The sequence below is a fragment of the Candidatus Omnitrophota bacterium genome (assembly GCA_014728045.1).
Classification (GTDB): Bacteria; Omnitrophota; Gorgyraeia; order Tantalellales; family Tantalellaceae; genus WJMH01.
The window spans coordinates 178,000-194,107 of record WJMH01000010.1 but is presented as its reverse complement, the minus strand read 5'-3'; the positions used below and the strand labels follow the sequence as shown (position 1 = coordinate 194,107).

At 49.9% G+C, this 16,108-nt stretch carries 17 protein-coding genes and 1 tRNA gene; 17 read left to right on the top strand and 1 reads right to left on the bottom strand.

The window, feature by feature from the left end:
* The first annotated feature begins 4 nt into the window (after window positions 1–4).
* The 17 genes from GF409_03595 (at window position 5) to GF409_03515 (ending at window position 14,840) form a co-directional block, all read left to right on the top strand.
* On the top strand, window positions 5–343 hold the full coding sequence (locus GF409_03595; GenBank protein MBD3426299.1) for a hypothetical protein: 339 nt from the start codon (window positions 5–7) through the stop codon (window positions 341–343).
* Window positions 344–352: 9 nt separating this feature from the next.
* Entirely contained in the window at window positions 353–1,312 is a 960-nt protein-coding gene (locus GF409_03590) for an AAA family ATPase (protein MBD3426298.1), read from the top strand.
* Complete coding sequence (locus tag GF409_03585; protein MBD3426297.1) at window positions 1,305–3,560, top strand: HDIG domain-containing protein; 2,256 nt, start codon at window positions 1,305–1,307, stop codon at window positions 3,558–3,560. Before GF409_03590 ends, GF409_03585 begins: the two co-directional genes overlap by 8 nt.
* Entirely contained in the window at window positions 3,511–3,945 is a 435-nt protein-coding gene (gene ybeY, locus GF409_03580; protein ID MBD3426296.1) for an rRNA maturation RNase YbeY, read from the top strand. Before GF409_03585 ends, ybeY begins: the two co-directional genes overlap by 50 nt.
* Window positions 3,857–4,627, top strand: coding sequence for a phosphatase PAP2 family protein (locus GF409_03575; GenBank protein ID MBD3426295.1), 771 nt, complete (start codon window positions 3,857–3,859; stop codon window positions 4,625–4,627). The genes ybeY and GF409_03575 overlap by 89 nt, the downstream gene beginning before the upstream one ends.
* 19 nt (window positions 4,628–4,646) lie before the next feature.
* Window positions 4,647–5,297, top strand: a complete 651-nt coding sequence (locus GF409_03570) for a DUF502 domain-containing protein (GenBank protein ID MBD3426294.1) — start codon at window positions 4,647–4,649, stop codon at window positions 5,295–5,297.
* Window positions 5,298–5,309: 12 nt separating this feature from the next.
* On the top strand, window positions 5,310–6,071 hold the full coding sequence (recO, locus tag GF409_03565) for a DNA repair protein RecO (protein ID MBD3426293.1): 762 nt from the start codon (window positions 5,310–5,312) through the stop codon (window positions 6,069–6,071).
* Window positions 6,072–6,073: 2 nt separating this feature from the next.
* The gene (locus GF409_03560; GenBank protein ID MBD3426292.1) at window positions 6,074–7,411 is read left to right on the top strand and encodes a glycine--tRNA ligase; all 1,338 of its coding nucleotides are present in this window, start codon (window positions 6,074–6,076) and stop codon (window positions 7,409–7,411) included.
* 61 nt (window positions 7,412–7,472) lie between these two features.
* The gene (locus GF409_03555; protein ID MBD3426291.1) at window positions 7,473–10,229 is read left to right on the top strand and encodes a pyruvate, phosphate dikinase; all 2,757 of its coding nucleotides are present in this window, start codon (window positions 7,473–7,475) and stop codon (window positions 10,227–10,229) included.
* Between the two features lie 75 nt (window positions 10,230–10,304).
* Entirely contained in the window at window positions 10,305–11,180 is an 876-nt protein-coding gene (locus GF409_03550) for a sigma-70 family RNA polymerase sigma factor (GenBank protein ID MBD3426290.1), read from the top strand.
* A gap of 6 nt (window positions 11,181–11,186) precedes the next feature.
* Window positions 11,187–11,924 (top strand): DUF3047 domain-containing protein, encoded by a 738-nt coding sequence (locus GF409_03545; GenBank protein ID MBD3426289.1) that lies wholly within the window; start codon window positions 11,187–11,189, stop codon window positions 11,922–11,924.
* Entirely contained in the window at window positions 11,921–12,538 is a 618-nt protein-coding gene (locus GF409_03540) for a hypothetical protein (GenBank protein ID MBD3426288.1), read from the top strand. Before GF409_03545 ends, GF409_03540 begins: the two co-directional genes overlap by 4 nt.
* Window positions 12,539–12,566: 28 nt before the next feature.
* A complete protein-coding gene (locus GF409_03535; GenBank protein MBD3426287.1) occupies window positions 12,567–13,382 on the top strand; it encodes a GNAT family N-acetyltransferase in 816 nt (271 codons plus the stop codon).
* Entirely contained in the window at window positions 13,327–14,163 is an 837-nt protein-coding gene (locus GF409_03530; protein MBD3426286.1) for a hypothetical protein, read from the top strand. The genes GF409_03535 and GF409_03530 overlap by 56 nt, the downstream gene beginning before the upstream one ends.
* A 20-nt stretch (window positions 14,164–14,183) precedes the next feature.
* Window positions 14,184–14,260 (top strand) — tRNA-Arg (locus GF409_03525).
* Between the two features lie 155 nt (window positions 14,261–14,415).
* Window positions 14,416–14,553: a hypothetical protein gene (locus GF409_03520; GenBank protein MBD3426285.1), complete on the top strand. Its 138-nt coding sequence runs from the start codon at window positions 14,416–14,418 to the stop codon at window positions 14,551–14,553.
* A 137-nt stretch (window positions 14,554–14,690) separates the two neighbouring features.
* Window positions 14,691–14,840 carry a hypothetical protein gene (locus GF409_03515; GenBank protein MBD3426284.1) on the top strand — a complete coding sequence of 50 codons (150 nt, stop codon included), beginning with the start codon at window positions 14,691–14,693 and terminating at the stop codon, window positions 14,838–14,840.
* Window positions 14,841–15,372: 532 nt separating this feature from the next.
* Here GF409_03515 and GF409_03510 read toward each other — a convergent pair.
* Entirely contained in the window at window positions 15,373–16,080 is a 708-nt protein-coding gene (locus GF409_03510) for a phosphotransferase (GenBank protein ID MBD3426283.1), read from the bottom strand.
* Window positions 16,081–16,108: the final 28 nt, after the last annotated feature.

Genomic DNA, 16,108 nt, shown 5'->3' with positions numbered 1-16,108 from the left:
GAGAATGGAAAAGATAATAAGATCTTTTGTGCTGGTCTGTTTTCTGGTGAGCGTTTTTGCCTGCTGCAGGGCCGGTGCGATCGATGTATATACGTTCAAGAAGAAAAGAGTAGACCAGAACCTGGACGGAAATCGCGGGTATCTGATGGGCAAGCCCCAGGACATGAAAGGCGGGGAAAGGAACGTAAAACGTACACTCATAGGGGTGGATATAGAGCTTCCCGCGGGTTCTTCTTACACAGAAGATGAAAGCCGGGAGACGGCAGTTCCCGACGAAGGCAAGAAACAGGATAAACCTTCTACCACTATCAAGGATGAATCCGAGGAAGACTGGATAAAATAAGGTTGGACCATGGCTGAAAGAACCATAAGACTTACCGATGATTCAGAAGCAAGAGTCCTTTTCGGAAAACACGACGATAATCTCAGGAAGATCGAGAAGGCGTTTGGCGTGACGACTTCCTTCCGTGACGGGGGGCTTAAAATATCGTCAGAGGACGCAAACGCTCTGGATAATGCTAATAAGGTCATAGACGAGTTCCTTGTGGTAATAAGGAAAGGTGGTCATCTCTCTCCCCGGGACATAGATTACGCGCTTAAGAACCCTGAAGTAGCCGTGCATCTTGATGATATCTTTCTTGACAGGATCCAGGTGAGTTCAAAGAGGGCCTATATAACGCCCAGAAGCGCCGGCCAGAAGAGGTATATCGATGCCATAAGGAAATTCGATATAGTTTTCGGCATCGGCCCTGCCGGTACCGGCAAGACCTACCTTGCCATGGCTATGGCGGTTAACGCTTTGAAGAAGAACCTGGTATCCAGGATAATCCTCACAAGACCCGCTGTCGAAGCGGGTGAGAGCCTGGGGTATCTGCCAGGCGACATGTACGAGAAGGTCAACCCCTACCTCAGGCCTTTGTATGATGCGCTTTACGATATGGTGGAGCCGCATCTAATAAAGGATTATCTGGAGAGGGGTATTATCGAGGTGGCGCCTCTGGCTTTTATGCGGGGAAGGACGCTGAACGATTCTTTCATAATCATGGACGAAGCGCAGAATTCCACTCAGGAGCAGATGAAGATGTTCCTTACGCGCCTGGGGTTTGATTCCAAGACCGTTATTACCGGGGATGTTACTCAAAGCGATCTGCCCAAAGGCAGAAGTTCAGGACTCATCCACGCGAATTCCATTCTCGAGAAGATAGAGGGTATCAAGTTCGTCATGCTTAAGGGCGAGGACGTGGTCAGGCATGAACTCGTGCAAGAGATAATCAAGGTGTACAGGGAAAAAGCGGGGCCTGAAAATGAATAAGCTTATTAATACCAAGAAATTCAAGGAAATCGCAACACGCAAGCAGACGATCTCCGTTCTGATGATAGCGGTCTTTTTTGCCGTTACCCTGGCGAGCATGTTCATAAGCCCCAAGCTCAGTCACTGGAAGATACACGAGGGGGATATCGCGCTTAAGACCATCTACGCTCCCTATGATTTCGTTTATTACTGGGAGATAGACGATGAGGCTACCGAAAAGGCCAGGAACACGGCCAGTGAAAATGTTCCTTTTTATGCGGAACGGGACCTTGTCCTCGAGGAGAGGATCAGGACCGAGATAGACGATGTTTTCAGTGCTATCGAGGAACAAAAAGAGATGGAGTCGCCCGTTAATGAAAAGGTCGTTGCTCTTGAGGAAAGGCTAAAAGAGAAGGTTCCCGAAAGGGACCTGAAAGTCCTGATCGCGTATCCGAATACGGCCAAGCTCCAGAATATGGTGCTCAACGTTCTTGATAATCTCTTTCTTGCGGGTTATGCCAGTGAGGAGGACCTTCAACTGCTCAGGCAGCAGGGGGAAGAAGAGGTAATGATATTCAACGGTTCCATGCGCAAGCAGATGCGCAGGGAAACCCAGGCCCTGCTGGGGGGTGGGGAACTGGAAAAAGTGGCCGAGGAATATGCCTCTAAGCAGTTTCCCGGCGACCGCAGGACGCGCAAGGCGGCAGCGTCTCTGGTAACAGCCTATATCGAACCGAACATAAAGCTTGACCTTGAAAAGACCGAAAGGATGGAACAGGCGGCGCGCGAAAAGGTCGAGCCCGTCTACCGCAGATGGGAAGTCAAGAAGAACGAGCTTGTTATTGAGAAGGGCGAAAGGGTTAACGCGCGCCATATCGCACAGATATCACAGCTAAGAAGCATTTTCCGTCCGGGCATCACGCCCAAGTTCTTTTTTGGGGTCATACTTCTTTTTATGCTCCTGGGTCTGGTAGCGGGTATACATGCGCATTTCACCGTCAAGGCCGATTTTTTAAAGAAAACAAAAGAACTTTCCATAATCCTGATCACGATGTTCTTGATGATCCTGGCCGCGGATCTCATAATACGCTCGCCGCAGCCGAGCTATTTCATACCCCTTGCCAGCATGGGCATGATAATCACTCTGCTTGTGAGCTTCAATATCTCTTTTCTGTTTGTGGTGTTGCTCAGCGTGCTCATATCGCTGCTCATGGGAGGGGATATCGAGGTGGCTCTTGTTCTTCTGGTAGGCAGCGTGGTCGGTATGGCTGCGGTAAAAGGCGCCCGCAGAAGAGGCCAGATACTTTGGGCCGGGCTCCTGGTGGGAGCGGCAAAGCTGTTTTCGATATCCTGTATCGGTCTTATAAACGGTATGGGAATGGATTTTTATGTCCGGGAAGGCGCCTGGGCGATGGCCAGCGGCATACTTTCGGGTTTCATAGTCATGGGGCTTTTGCCGGTATTCGAACATGTTTTCAAGGTGCCCACGAACATCAGCCTTCTGGAACTTTCAGATCTTAACCATCCGCTTCTTAAGCGTCTGGCCATGGAGGCGCCCGGTACCTACCATCATTCGATCATGGTGGGCAATCTTGCTGAAGCTGCCTGTGATGCCATCGGGGCCAACAGCCTGCTTGCCCGAGTGGGGTCCTATTACCATGATATTGGCAAGATCACAAAGGCGGAATATTTCAGCGAGAACGAAATGGGGGCAGGTTCAAAGCATTTGAACCTGGCGCCTTCGATGAGTGCGCTCATTATAGCAAAGCACGTCAAAGAAGGCGTGGAAATGGCAAGGCAGTATAAACTCAATAAAACCATAGTGGACTTTATAAATCATCACCATGGAGACAGCCTCATAGCCTATTTCTACCAGAAGGCAATAGAAAAATCCGAGGACGGGAAGGTCCTGAGGGAAGAGGATTTCCGTTATCCGGGGCCCAGACCCCAGACAAAGGAAAGCGCCATAGTGCTCTTGGCCGATTCGGTCGAGGCTTCCAGCAGATCCCTGGAGGAGCCGACACCCGCCAGCATAAGGAACCTCGTCAGGAAGATAATCAACAACAAGTTCATAGACGGACAGCTCGATGAATGTGATCTGACGCTGAAGGATATGCATGTTATCGCCGACAGCTTTGTCAGGGTGCTGATGGGGATCTTCCACACCCGGCTCAATTATCCGGAACCCGGCAAAAAACAATCGAACGGATCGCAGTCAAATGACAATAAGAATAAACAGCGAAAACCTAAACAAAAAAAGAAAGATTGATCTTTCAAAACTGGAAGATGTCGCGAGATTGGTCCTAAACCGGCACAAAAGACCTGACGCGGAACTGAACATGATCTTCGTTTCCAGCCAGAAGATACGTGCGATGAACCGCAAATGGTTCGGAAAGGACCGGGCGACGGATGTTATAGCATGGCCTTCGGGTGATAACGGAGTCTTCCTCGGGGATATAGCGATATCCTCCGATGCGGCGGCAAGGAACTCGGGTGAATACGGTCTCTCCTTCGAGGAGGAGATATCCCTTTACGTTATTCACGGCATATTGCATCTTTTGGGATATGATGACAGGACCGCCCGGAAGCGGGCAAAGATGCGGAAGGAAGAAGATGCGCTTTTACAAAAAGCCAGAAAAGCATTTCGGAAGTAAGTTCCTGCTCAGCGTGAACGCTGCTCTTGAAGGAGTAGTGCACACGCTGCAGAGCGAAAGGAACATGAGGATACATTTCGCCATCGCTTTTCTGGTCCTGATAGCGGGGATATATCTTAATCTCTCTCCGGAACAGTTCATGATCCTCTGTTTCGCGGTGACTTTCGTGCTGGTCGCTGAAATGTTCAATACCGCGATAGAACACCTCACCGACCACGTGAGCGATGAGTTCCATCCGACGGTCAAGATCATCAAGGACGTTTCGGCGGGCGCGGTGTTCGTGAGCGCGGTGAACGCCTCGATTACCGGCTATCTGCTTTTTGCCAAACGCATCGCGGGGGGAATGAGGGGGCTTTTAAGGATAAAGCAGTCCCCCTGGCACATAACGCTGATAACTTTGCTTGTTGTGATCGGCGTGGTCATACTCATCAAGGTCATACGCAAGGAGAAATTCCTATTAAAAGGAGGGATGCCCAGTGGCCACTCCGCGGTTGCGTTTGCGGTATGGGTCGTTATATCTCTTCTTACCATGAACCCGCTGGTGAGCATACTGGTGTTCTTTCTAGTACTTATTATAGCGAAAAGCAGGATGACCAACGGCGTGCATTCGCTCTGGGAGGTCATAGCGGGAAGTCTGATAGGGGCGCTGGTAGCGCTTTTGATATTTCAGATGCTTTCTTAAAAGAAAACGGGGAACATTAATGAAAATCAAGTTGTGGAACAGATTTCTGGTCAACTTTTTCAACGGGATAGTACTTCTTCTGCCCGCGGTGGTCACCATATGGATCATAAGGTTCGTGGTGATAAAGATGAACGATGTCATACTCAGCCCGCTGGTCAAGGTGCTGGCGCCGATGGCATGGGAGCAGACGCACGGAGTGGTAATAGCCAAGACCCTGATATTTATCGGTGTTATATTCACGGTTGCTCTTATAGGGTGGGGCGCGAAGATATGGGTAATAAATCGCATGTTCGCCCTTGGTGAGAATATTTTCATCAGGGTTCCGATCATGGGAAAACTGTATACTACGAGTAAACAGATCTTCGGTGCGCTCATAGGTCAGGGAAAGACGATCTTCAAACAGGTAGTGCTTATTGAGTACCCCAGAGAAGGCCTTTATACGATAGCTTTCACCACCGGTACCACCAAGGGTGAGCTGAAGGATCAGCTGGGCGAAACGGGCGTGAACGTGTTCGTGCCTACGACACCTAATCCCACCAGCGGATTTTTCCTGGTCATCCCGAGAAGGAGCATACGGTTTTTGAACATGAGCGTTGAAGACGGCATGAAACTGGTCGTTTCCGGAGGATCGGTCTCACCGGTCGTTCCTTATGTGTCAGAACAAAGCTAGAAACATTTGAATATGCCTGCACAAAGTGCCGAGGGGATAATATTACGCAAGTACCTTTTAAGGGAGACCAGCTACATACTTGTGGTGTTCACCGAGAACTTTGGTAAGATAAGAGGCGTGATGAAAGGGGTGAGGAACCCCTATCCGCAGTTCGCCGGGAACTTTGAAATATTCACTAGATGCGACCTGCTCTTTTACAGAAAACACAAAAGGCCGATGGACCTTATCACCCATTGCGAGGCCGTCGATTTTTATCTTCCCGTAAGAAAAGACATAGAAAGGTTGACATACGCTAATTATTTTATAGAATTAATAAACGTGGTCACCAGCGATTACGACCCTAACGAAGAACTTTACCGGGTCCTGGTCAGAAGCCTCGAGATGCTGGGGACCGGTTCCAGCGCAAAACGTGTCAGCAGGATATTCGAGATAAAAACATTGGGAGCCATTGGGCTCAGGCCCGAACTTGACATATGCTGCGGGTGCGGGGGCGAGCTCGGCACAGGTTCTGTATTCAGTATCTCTTCAGGTGGTACGGTATGTTCAGGGTGCGCATCCCGATCGGGCAGCTATTTAAGACTTTCCCCGGGAACACTAAAATTCCTGAGGAAGATACAATCGAGTGAGATTGACAGACTTGCGCACATAAAGGTGAGCAGCCAGGTGGGCAGGGAGACTGAAAGGATACTGAAAAGTTTTATGGCGTATCATCTCGGGCGCCAGATGAGATCACTTAAGTTTTTGGAAACCCTCCAGAAGGAGAGAATAATCTAGTCATGGAAAAAAAGAAGAAAAAGACCGAAACAGAAGAAGTAACAGTTGATGTTGCTCTCAAGGATATAGCGAACCTCTGCAAAAGGCGCGGGTTTATTTTCCAGGACAGTGAGATATACGGCGGAATAGGCAGCGTGTGGGATTACGGACCCCTGGGGGTCGAGCTCAAGAAGAACGTCAAGGCCCAGTGGTGGAAGAGCATGGTCTACGACCGCAGCGATGTGGAGGGGCTGGACGCGGCGATATTGATGAACCCCGAGGTCTGGAAAGCCTCAGGGCATGTCGGTTCCTTTGCTGACATGATGAGTGATTGTAAACAGTGTAAGAAGAGGTTCCGCATCGATAAGATCAAGGGAGATAAGTGTCCCGAATGCGGCGGGGAGCTTACGGAGCCCAAAAGTTTCAACCTTATGTTCAAGACCCAGCTGGGTTCGGTCGAAGGAAGTGCTCAGGATGTCTACCTGAGACCGGAGACCGCTCAGGGGATATTCGTCAACTTCGAGAATATCGTTAATTCCAGCAGACGGAAGCTGCCATTCGGGGTGGCCCAGACGGGCAAGGCTTTCCGTAATGAAATAACCACCGGCAACTTTACTTTCAGGAGCCGTGAGTTCGAACAGATGGAGCTGGAGTTTTTCGTCCGTCCGGGAGAGGATGAGGAGTGGTATGATTACTGGGTGAATGAGCGCAAACAGTGGTACATCTCCCTGGGCATACGCAAGGAAAGCCTCAGGCTTCGCGAGCATGAGAAGGACGAGCTTGCCCATTACGCAAAAAGATGCCATGATATCGAGTATTCCTTCCCGATGGGGTGGTCGGAACTTGAAGGTATCGCCAACAGGACCGATTTCGACCTGAAGCAGCATTCCAAGATCAGCGGGAAGGAGCTGACCTATTACGATACTGCGGCCGATGAGAGGTTCACCCCTTATGTGATAGAGCCTTCAGGGGGGGTTGACAGGGCCGTTCTGGCCTTTATGGTGGATGCCTACAGGCAGGAGACAGTTAAGGGCAGGAAGCGGGTCTACCTTGCCCTGGACAGGAGACTTTCTCCGATAAAGGCGGCGGTACTTCCGCTTCTCAAGAACAAGCCGGAAATAGTCGAGATGGCCCAAAAGATACGCGAGGATATAAAAGGGGATTACCGCGTGGTCTATGACGACACGGCGGCGATAGGAAGGCTTTACAGAAGGCAGGACGAGATCGGTACGCCATATTGTGTTACCGTTGATGTGGATTCTCTTGAGGACGGTAAAGTCACTGTTCGTGAGAGGGACTCCATGGAGCAGGAACGTATAGGAGCTGACAGGCTTAAAGAGTATTTTTCGGAAAAGTTCTAGTTTGATCCGGCCGGGCCTCTTTAGTGGCCCGGAAAAACAAAGAAGGAGGAGAAGGACAACGATGGCCAGAAAAAAGAAAACATCCAAAAAGACGAAGAAGTACGTGTATTCATTCGGCGGGGGTAAGGCCGATGGAAAAGCGGAAATGAAAAACCTTCTGGGCGGTAAGGGAGCCAACCTGGCGGAGATGGCGGGGCATTCTAAGCTAAAACTGCCCGTGCCGCCGGGGTTCACCATAACCACTGATGTCTGCACGTATTATTACGACTACGGCAAGAAATACCCCAGAGAGCTAAATGCGCAGGTGGACAAGGCTTTGAAGAGGGTGGAGAAGCTTACTGGTAAGAAGTTCGGCGACGAAAAGAACCCTTTACTCGTATCGGTCCGTTCAGGCGCTCGCCAGTCCATGCCCGGTATGATGGAGACCGTGCTCAATGTTGGCCTTACCAGCAAGACAATTAAGGGTCTTATCAAGAAAAGCGGAAGTGAAAGGTTCGCTTATGATGCCTACAGGCGTCTTATCACCATGTACTCTGACGTTGTCATGGAGAAGGCGGCCGGAATTGAGCCGAAAGAAGGCCAGGGCATCAGGATGCAGCTGGAGAAGCTTCTTAACAAGAAAAAGATCCAGGTCGGGGCCAAGACCGATACCGATCTTTCCGCGGAGGATCTGAAGGATCTCTGCGTTCAGTACAAGAAAAAGGTCAAGCAGGTGCTTAAAAAGGATTTCCCGGATAACGCCGACGATCAGCTCTGGGGAGGTATCGGGGCGGTATTCCAGTCCTGGAACGGTAAGCGCGCAGTCTCATATAGGCAGATAGAGGGTATACCTGCCGAATGGGGTACAGCCGTGAACGTACAGACAATGGTCTTCGGTAACATGGGCAAGGATTCGGCTACCGGCGTAGCTTTCACGCGTAATCCAGGTAACGGCGATAACAAGTTCTACGGTGAATACCTCGTCAATGCCCAGGGAGAAGACGTGGTTGCCGGCACGAGGACGCCTGCGCCGATAAACGAGAATTCCCGTTCCCAGAGCAACAAGCACGAAACGATGCTTAAAAAATGGGACCCCAAGGTATACAAGCAGCTCGACAGTATACAGAAGAGGCTTGAGAAACATTATCGCGACATGCAGGACCTTGAGTTCACCATCGAGGACCGGAAGCTTTATCTTCTGCAGACACGAACCGGTAAACGTAACGGCCCGGCTGCTGTTAAGATGGCGGTCGATATGGAAAAAGAGGGTCTTATTACCGAGGAAGAAGCGGTTATGAGGGTCAAGCCCTCTCAGCTGGATGAACTTTTACATCCCATTATAGACCCGGCCGCTGAAAAGAAGAGCGATCCGCTGGCGAAAGGTCTTCCGGCGGGTCCCGGCGGAGCAAGCGGCCAGATAGTCTTCGACTCAGATAATGCCGTGAAATGGGCTGAGAACGGGAAGAAGGTTATCCTGGTGCGCGAGGAGACCAACCCCGAGGATGTTGAAGGAATGAGGGCGGCAAAGGCCATCCTTACGGCTCGGGGAGGGATGACCTCGCACGCGGCGCTTGTAGCACGCGGGTGGGGTAAATGCTGTATCGTAGGGTGTGACGCCCTTGAGGTCGACTATGCCAAAAAAGAGGTCAAGATAGCCGGCAAGGGTAAACTCAAACTAGGGGACTGGATCACGCTTAACGGTACCAAGGGTCTCGTGTACAAGGGTACGCTTCCCATGATGGACGCGGCAAAAGAGAACAAAATGCTCAATAAGTTCCTCAAGATATGTGACAACGTTAAGAAACTTAAGATCAGGACCAATGCTGAGACACCGGCGGACGCCAAAAAGGCGCGTTCTTTCGGTGCAGAAGGCATAGGCCTGTTCAGGACAGAGCACATGTTCTACGGAGAGGGTTCGGAAGAACCGCTTTTCAAACTGCGCAAGATGATCCTTTCCAGTTCCGAGAGGGAAAGAAGAGCTGCGCTAAAGGAGCTGTACCCTTACGTGAAAAAGGACGTGAAAAGCACCCTGAAGGCCATGGCCGGATATCCGGTCACCATCAGGCTCCTGGACCCGCCTCTTCATGAGTTCGTTCCGCACCAGAAGAGCGCTCAGAGGAAGCTCGCCAAAACCCTCAAGATAAAGATGTCGGACCTGGAGAAAAGGATATCCCTTCTCAAGGAAAGTAACCCTATGATGGGACACAGAGGCGTCCGCCTGGGTGTTACATATCCTGAGATAACCGAGATGCAGGCAAGAGCGGTGTACGAATCCACCGCGGAACTGTTGAAGAACAAAAAGAAGGTGATGTCCGAGATCATGATACCTGTCGTTGGAACAGCGCAGGAGATCCGTGACCAGAAAAAGGTCATAGAGAAAGTGCGCGAAGAGACCCTGAAAAAATACAACATGAAGAAGCTACCGGTCATGATAGGTACCATGATAGAGATACCGCGTGCCGCGCTTACAGCTGATCAGATAGCCGACGTGGCTGAGTTCTTCTCCTTCGGGACGAACGACCTCACCCAGATGAGCTTCGGGTTCAGCCGTGATGACATGGGCGGGTTTCTTGCTCCATACCTGGACAAGAACATCCTCCCCCAGGACCCTTTCCAGTCGCTGGACCAGGAAGGCGTGGGCCAGCTGATCAAGGTGGGCATCGATCGCGGCAGGAAAGTAAGACCTGATCTCAAGGTCGGTATCTGCGGAGAGCACGGAGGCGATCCGGCGTCCATTGAATTCTGCTATAAAGCAGGCATGGATTACGTGAGCTGCTCACCGTTCCGCGTACCTATAGCAAGGCTTGCAGCCGCACAGGCGGCGGTCAAGGACTGTTAGTAAGTTGCTGAAAACGCCACCCCGGACGCGTATTATTACGTGTCCGGGGCCGGCAAATAAATCACGAGGTTATACATGGACGCGATAAAACTTTACCTGAAAGATATACGCGACCTGCCTCTTCTCTCGCCCGTAGAAGAAAAAGAGCTTGCGCAAAAGGTCAAAAAGGGCAACAAGAAAGCCAGGCAGAAGATGATCAAGAGCAATCTTCGGCTTGTGATAAATATCGCCAAAAAATACAGTTACTTGGGTGTGCCCATGCTCGATCTTATCGAAGAAGGCAATCTGGGGCTAATGAAGGCCGTGACAAAATATGATCCCGATAAGGGATACCGTTTCAGCACGTACGCGGCATGGTGGATAAAGCAATATATCACAAGGGCGGTCGCCAACCAGGGCAAGACGGTACGCATACCTGTGTACGTCATGGAGATGCTGATGCGGTTTCAGAAGGTCAAGAAACAGCTATCACAGAAACTGCATAAAAATCCCCAGATGAGCGATATAGCGAAGAAAATGAAGCTGCCTGTTTCCAGGGTTAGACAGCTGAACCACATGGCTTCCAATATCGCAAGCCTCAACGCTCCGATAGGCGAGTCTGGTGATTCAGAGTTCATGGACCTTATAGAGGATGAAAGTATCGTCAGTTCCGTTGATGAGCTCTCCAAATTCCTCCTGCACGAGAGAATAGAGGGATTGCTTGAGAAGATGACCGGGCGCGAAGAAAAGATCCTCAGGCTGCGTTTCGGTCTTACCGATGACGGCGTTTCCCACACACTCAGGGATACTGCTAAACATTTCGGTATAACCCGCGAAAGGGTCCGGCAGATAGAGGCCGCATGCATGCTCAAGCTAAGGAAGATGATGGAGGAACAGGAGCAGGACGCTGAGGCTCGTATGAACGGAAAGAAGAAAAAGAAAAAGAAGAAAACCATCAGGAGCAGAGGCTGATCGCTCATGCGGCTGGACTTCTCAACACTTTCTTTTAAAAAAATAGGGATCCTTGCGGGGATCCTTATTTGTATTTTGATCATAATTATTTCATTTATCAGGCATCCGAAGCCGGTAGAGTATAGGGTCGGATGGAAAGAGACATTTTCCGGCGAGCCCGGCGCCATCCCGGATGGCTGGAAACTGATGGGTAAACCGGGAACGCCTAAATCCGACTTTTCCATTGTGCGTGAGGGCGGCAATTCTTTCCTGCACATGGATTCCCATAAAGGAAGCTCCAGCCTTGTAACATCCCTGGAGGGCGTGGATCTCCGGGAAACGCCTCTTCTTAGGTGGAAATGGAGAGCCGGAAAACTTCCCGAAGGCGCCGACGGCAGGGTGAAATCCAGGGATGACCAGGCTATCGCGGTTTATGTGGGCACCGGCAGTATGCTGAGCAAAAAGACCATATCATACAGGTGGGATACCGTGACCCCCAAAGGGACGGCTGGCAAAAGTGTTTATGGTGCCGGTACGATCAAGGATAAGTGGATAACACTGCGCAATAAACAGGATGCGGGCAGCGGATGGATCACCGAAGAGCGTAACTGCGCAGAAGATTTTAAAAAAGCATGGGGATTCTATCCGGAAAAGGTTTATATCAGTATTTCCTGTAACAGTCAGTACACTGCCTCCAGCGCGCGCGCGGATCTTGCCTGGATAGAACTGGTCGACGTAAAAGACAAAGAGGAAAAAACAAGGTGATAAGCATATTCTTCCTCTCAGTCGTTGCAGGCATTATACTGGCCGCGCCCTTCGGACCGGCAGGCGCTCTGGTGGCCGATTCAGCTTTGATGCATGACAGAAGGGCTCTGGAAGGCACCATTCTGGGCGCGGTGACCGGTGACACTTGTCTTGCTTTGGCGGTATCGCTGGCAGCGGTGCCGATCAGGGACTTTTTAGCCGAGCATGAAAAATTATTTTTCCTGTTCTCGGGGATATTGATATTATCGATCGGACTTTTTTTGGTCGTTAACGGCGGCAGGAGGAGCCTGGCAAAAAAACCGCACAGGAAGGCACCGACGCGCCGAGGTGCTCCTTCTTTGGGGGTGTTCCTGATAACGTTATTACATCCGGGGAGTATTGCGGCTTTTGTTTTTCTTGCCGGTTTTTTCTCTCTTAAGTTCAGCTCTTTCGGAAATAACCGACTGATTTTCGTTTTGGGTATAGCTTTGGGTTCAGTATTGGCCTTTGCGCCGATGGGGATCCTTTTCTGGATGATCAGAGGAAAAGCCGAGAAGTACATACTCTACCTGAGGTCTTTTTTAGCTTTTATTGTCGCAGCAGCGGGTTTGTATTGTCTGGCCCGGGCTCTTTGACCGTCTTTGAAGGGAGTGAGGACAGGTTATGATTAGAAGATTTCCCGACAATATCGTTAAACCGACAGTGCTTGTTGAAACGGATAAATTTCTTGTAAAGCTGGCGGAGAACCATGAAGAGATCGAAGAGGTGCAGAGGCTCCGTTATGAAGTGTTCAATATCGAACAGGGAAGGGGACTGGAACAGGCGGAGAAGTACGGGATAGATTTTGACGAATATGATGAATATTGTTTGCACCTTATGGTCATCAAAAAGAATCCGCATGCTGTCATAGGTACCTATCGCGCGCATCTGGGATGTATAGCCAACTCGGCCAAAGGTTTTTATTCTTCCAGGGAATATAACATCAAGGGGCTTTACAGTATAGCCGATAAATGTCTTGAACTGGGAAGGTCCTGCGTATCACCCGAATACAGGACCGGGTCTGCGGTGGCACTTCTCTGGGGCGCGATCACGGAACTGCTTAAAAGAGCTCGCCTTACCTACATGCTCGGTTGTGTCAGCCTGGATGAGACGAATCCGAAGATCGGCTGGGCGCTGTACGATTATCTGGTGGAAAGATGTCCCCCGTACTCCGGGGCGACAGCTTATCCCCGGCCGGGGTTCAGACTGGAGAGACCGCCCAAAAAGGAGATACAGAAAGTTCTCTCCGATGAAAAAAAACTCAAGAGACATATCCCACCTATTTTCAAAGGATACCTGAGGCTTGGCGCCAGCATATGCGGTGAACCGGCGCTGGACAGGGAATTCGGGACCATAGACTTTTTCATACTTGTGGATATCAGGAATGTTCCTGAACGTTATATCAGGCATTTCAAGTATAAGAACGGGATGGGCGCATAACATGCCTCTCATAAGGCGGCTTTACAGGATCACGGCTTTGGCTGTGTGGCTTGCCGTTGTTACCATTCTCTCGGTGCCTTACCGGTTCCGGGGATGGTACGGAAGAAAGAAAATAAGCCATATCCTGAGGTTATGGGCTCGCGGTGTGGGCAGGATAATCAACCTGCGCGTAAAGGTCCACGGGGATCCGTGTCAGGTCCCGGGAGGGCTGGTGGTGTCCAATCATCTCGGATATATTGATATAGTCGTACATGGATCGGTTTTTCCTCTGAGGTTCACTTCTTCCACGGAAACGGATTCATGGCCTGTCGTAGGCCCGATCGTGGCCTTATCGAACCCCGTCCTGGTTAACAGGTTCTCCCCGGCGCGTTCGAAAAAAGCTAAAAGGGATTATGCCAAGACCATCAGGCGCGGGATGTATCTGATGGTGTATCCGGAAGGCACTTCGACCGACGGAAAGGGCGGGGTGCTGCCGTTCAAATCGACCTGTTTTGAAGCTGTCGCGCAGTCGGACATGCCGGTAATACCCGTGCTTATCAGATACAATGAACCCGAACAAAGGCCTACCGTATGCTGGTACGGGGATATGACCCTGGTGCCGCATCTCTGGCGTATCCTTGGATATGCATCCATTGAAGCGGATCTGTTCATATTGCCGCCGGTATACTCTGAGGGCAGGAGCAGGAAAGAACTGGCCTCCTACGTTCATGATGTGATGGATGCTGGATACAGGAGTTTGATCGCGGCAGAAAAGGCGCTTTACACAGGCGGCAAAATCTGATATAAAAGACATACATTTTTGTCCCCGTAGCTCAGCTGGATAGAGCGACTGCCTCCTAAGCAGTAGGTCACACGTTCGAATCGTGTCGGGGACGCCATGTTCAAGGGCCCGCGGGTTATCCCGCGGGCCCTGTATTTTTGCGCCGAGAGGGCTGATAGATGATCTAAACCGATTATACGGCCCGGCTTGCATTCTATGAGAATTAACATTATACTTTCTATATTCGGGTATATAGCCAATAAGGAGGATACGATGAAAAAGCTGTTTGCGTTGGTACTGGTGGTGGCCTTTGTCTTGGGATCCGTGTCAGTATACGCGGATGATACTGCTTCGGGCGGTGAAAAGAAATCCGTCTTCCAGGTATGGGCTGACTGGATCAAGGGCGAATAAACCTAGGATCATTGTTAAAGAAAACACCGGTAGCTCCCGGATCGGGAGGACCGGTGTTTTTTCTCAGAAAAAGCTTGCAAAATAACGGTTTTAACGTTAAGATAATAAATACTGTTATTCCAAGGAGGTAGGGAAAAATGGAAAAAGAAGCAGCTGTTACAACTGTGTCCAACGAAGGAAAGCTTCAGCAGGTAGAAATACCTTCAAAGGAAGCTTGCGAGATAATAGCCTGTTCTCTTCTCAGCAGATATATCAGAGAACGGGACGCAGATCGCAAGGTTCTCTAAACAAAGAGCGGAACTTAAGCTGAACGCCTTTTTCCGGAAGATATTCCGGGAGGGGGCGTTTTTTTATGCGGCGGTGCAGCTGGCGTATTTTACAAGGATGTATAACGATCGAGCTATCCTGATCCGCGGAAAAAGTTGACAATATGCTGCAAGTAATAGCATCAATTGCGCTCTTCGGATAAAGAGCACCGCTCAAAACCATCGAGGTTGGCAACTGATATTTTTCTTTCGAAAAAACAGTAAAAAAATATTGAACTTACCGCTTCTGGTGGTATTATATTGTTTAACAGTCGTTTTACATTTTAAGGTCGTGCTTTACCAAAGTTGAGCCGTGGATTCGCATGATGAGTACGCCTGAAAACTGCTGGGAATATTTTAACTGCAGCGATAGAGAAAAAAGTGAATGTTCCCATTACATGAGACTGGGCTACCGGGGAAATTGCTGCTGGCTCGCCGACAGGATATATGACCCCAAAGGTGACCGCCAAATCAAAGATTGCCGGGAATGTCCCTGGTACAAGAGATTCCATCTTTAAGATGCGGGTGCCTTTCTGTGGAGGTAGATAGCGATATCTTTGTTTTGTCTTATAGCGCTTTTGATGGAGCCGGCATTCTTTTCAGCTTTCAGGAGCGTTTTCCATGAATAGACGTGATGCGGTTCGTGGAAATCTGAGCTGGCGATATAATTGAACCTCTTAAGTCCCACCACATTGAAAAGATCATCACGGTTAGCCACTTCCCAGGCATCGAACAGGTTCGCGTATCTTTCATGGTTATCCCACAGGTGTATGAAGGGCATTTCAGGTTCTGAGTCCTTGTAATGGGGATGGCATGCCACCGCTAGCGCATCCTGCTGATGTATCTGTTCGATCAATTCTTCTACGTCCTGATCGGGATCAATATACGTTTTTATGTCGATAGCGGTTATATGGAAAAGTGCAGGATTATTGGATATCTCTATGCCAGGGATTACCAGCATGCCGTATTGTTCCTGTGCTCTTAAACCCTCCTGCCGGATAAGCTCCAGGTAATCTCTGAATCCATTTTCATGTATAGTGCAGGGTCTTTCGTTGTTATCCACCCATAATTTTATGGTAGCCCTGTCATAGACGTGATCGGTTATACATATCGCGTCGAACCTGTTATTGCCGAAGAGGTCCACGATCTCTCTCAGGGGCAACTTACCATCGCTTAACTCGGTGTGTATATGGAAATCGCACAGGAGCCAGTCTTTTTTCATGTCACCCTCCCTGGAAGATTATCAAATT